3 protein-coding genes are annotated in these 2,717 nt (G+C 68.0%); 2 read left to right on the top strand and 1 reads right to left on the bottom strand.

The window, feature by feature from the left end; all coding sequences use genetic code 11:
* Positions 1-596 precede the first annotated feature (596 nt).
* Positions 597-1,298, bottom strand: coding sequence for a hypothetical protein (locus ACYC1Z_RS15055; RefSeq protein ID WP_461410323.1), 702 nt, complete (start codon positions 1,296-1,298; stop codon positions 597-599).
* Positions 1,299-1,431: 133 nt separating this feature from the next.
* Here ACYC1Z_RS15055 and ACYC1Z_RS15050 point away from each other — a divergent pair, with 133 nt between their 5' ends.
* On the top strand, positions 1,432-1,626 hold the full coding sequence (locus tag ACYC1Z_RS15050) for a hypothetical protein (protein ID WP_461410322.1): 195 nt from the start codon (positions 1,432-1,434) through the stop codon (positions 1,624-1,626).
* Complete coding sequence (locus tag ACYC1Z_RS15045; protein ID WP_461410321.1) at positions 1,626-2,669, top strand: tyrosine-type recombinase/integrase; 1,044 nt, start codon at positions 1,626-1,628, stop codon at positions 2,667-2,669. Before ACYC1Z_RS15050 ends, ACYC1Z_RS15045 begins: the two co-directional genes overlap by 1 nt.
* Positions 2,670-2,717 lie beyond the last annotated feature (48 nt).

Raw genomic sequence — 2,717 nt, 5'->3', positions numbered from 1 at the left:
CCAGCACTCGAGCTTCTCCCGATCACCATCACGCAACTCCAACGCAGGGGCAGGACGATTCGCCATACCCGTATCATTTCAACAACCGAAGTGTTCAAGAACTAACGACACGCGACACTAGGCGCCGTGGGAGCGGTATCTCGCAGCGACGCGATCAATTGCGGGTGGCGTCGAGCAGGGCGTGGTCGGTCGGTGCCGGGGCAACGACGTCGGCCGCCATGGCCCCGACCGGGGGTCTCTCAGCCAGCGCCGCCCCCGCCGCACGGCTCGCCAGACCCCGGGTCCGGCGTGTGGTGGTCCCGCCCAGCCGGCCTCATCCCCGCTCGATCGAGCAGGCCCCAGGGGGGCTGACGGTGCTGGGCAGCCCACATCGGGCCGCCCGAGCGCGAGTTACCCCGGGACCCGGCCCGGCGTCGGCGTGGCCCGATCCGTGCACGTCAAAAGTGCTAACGAAAGTGCTAAGGAGCGTGTATGTCGGGGCATCCCGATGGAGCCATCCACAGGCGACACGTCCAAGATCGTTCATCTGATGCGGCAGAACGCGCGGTGCTGAATCGCGGCGCGAGGTGGTCGAGGTCAGTTCAACTCCCCTTGCGCTACCCGGCGCGACCGCGGCGTCCCGGTGGGAGCAACCCACGACTGCGGGTCTTCGCGACCCAGCCCTGTGCAGTGCTCAGGGCGACGCCATTGATTTGCGCCATCGTCGCTGACGGATTCTCGTCACCCTGGCCGGAGAGCTTGCTGTGCTGGAGTGCGACGAGCTCGTAGAAGTCGGGCACCCGCTTGGGGTTGCCGAGCGGCTTCAGCAGTTCGCGGTCGCTGACCTTTCGCCCACTCGGGAGGATGATCTTGTCGCCGGTCACCGTGGTGACGCGCTTCATGGCGAAGAGCCGCTTGTTGATCGCTGCCTCGATCTTCGCAGTCGGGAGTTCTCGCAGCAGGTGGCTGGTGATGGGGTCGCCCGGTCGCCACGGTAGGTAGATCACGCCCGTGATCCGCACCTCTTCCGGGGTGGCGTAGACCTGTCGCTGCAGGCGGATCATCACGCGCGTTGCGGTGGCCTCATGCTCGATATAGCGCCAGCGCCCCTCGGCGGTCTCGTTCTGCTCGGACTCGGCGTCGTCGTCGCCGCCCGCCGCCTGGTCGTCGTAGCCGAGCACACGGTCGATCTCGCCGCTGGCATCGTCGGCGCGCTCGCCCGGAAAACGGGCGGCGAGGTGCCAACCGGCAGGCAGGTCGGCCTGGGTGAGCAAGCCATCTGCGGCCTGATCCCAGGGCCGGGCTGTCGGAAGTGCCATGCGGACAACACTATCGGGAACACGAAGTCATCTCATGTGCTTGCAAGGACGCGGGTGTCCGTGATTCAATGTCAGGTATTGGCACGAACGTTAGTTGCTGGCACGTTCACCCGGACCCGATGGAGGTAAGGGCATGACCGAGGCGACGACGACGGACTACCTCACGCGCGCCGAGGCCGCTGCCCGGTGCCGGGTGCCGCTCCCGACGTTCGACAAGCTGCGCCGCGAGGGACTGATCCCCGAACCCGATGCGGAGGTCGGCAAGCACAAGCTCTGGCGTGCGGACACGATCGCCGAGTTCCTCGATGTCGGCGGGACGAGACGCTGATGGCCGGCCGACCGGCGAAGGACTCCCCGCTCCGACTCGACCCGCGCACCGGCAGGCCGCTGCCCGAGGGCATCCGGTGGCGCGAGGATCGGCAGCGCTACCAGATTCGCGTACTGGTGCCCGACCTCTACGGCAACTGGGCCGAGCGCGCACGCACGTTCCGGACGCTGGGCGAGGCGAAGAAGGAGCTCGCCAAGGCGGTCGCCGGGAAGAACCCGAACGGAGCGATGACGCTCACCCAGTGGCATGAGCGGCACTGGCCGGCGATCGAGGCGTCGGTGCGACCGGGGACGGCACGCGCCTACGCCGTGGCGTGGCGCCGGCGGGTGCGGCCGACGCTCGGGCACCTGAGGCTCGAAGCGATCACCTCACCGCTGATCGAGGCGGCGATGGTCGGGTGGGACTGCTCTCCCTCGACCAAGGTTGACGCACTCGCCCTCATCAGTCGCCTGCTCGACGCGGCACGCCGGGCACGGATCATCGACTACAACCCGGCGCGCGAGATCCGGCGCCCGACCCAGGATGTTTCGACCGCTCCCACCTCCCGGGCGCTGACCATCGCCCAGGTGACGAAGATGCTCGACCTCATCCCTGCCGGCGTCTATCGCCGCTATGCCGCAGCCCTCGTGTACACCGGCATGCGGGCGGGTGAGGCGACCGCCGTCAGGGTGCGCGACGTCGACCTGACGCAGGGCGTGCTGCGCGTCAGCCGCAGCTTCTCGCCCGGCCTGAACGGGGAGCTCATCGAGCAGAGCCCGAAGAGCCACAAGGAACGACAGGTGCCGATCGTCCAGGCGCTCCTCCCGTTCGTGGACGAGGCCATGCAGGGCAAGGGGCCCGACGACCTGCTGTTCTCCGGGCCCAACGGGGGCAGGCTCGTCGCTGCGAACTTCCGCCGGGCGGTGGACTGGGCGACGATCAGAACGGCGCTCGACCGCCCCGACCTGCGCGTGCACGATCTGCGCCACACCTTCGCCACCATCCTGTTAGTTCGCAGAGTTGCAGCAGATGCAACATCGGGAGGCACCCGACGGATTGTGTGACCCGTGTGCCTGCTGCGCTTGGCGTTTATCCGGTGGTCGTCTGGATAG

Source organism: Georgenia sp., from assembly GCF_054605595.1.
This window is presented reverse-complemented; position numbering and strand designations above follow the sequence as displayed.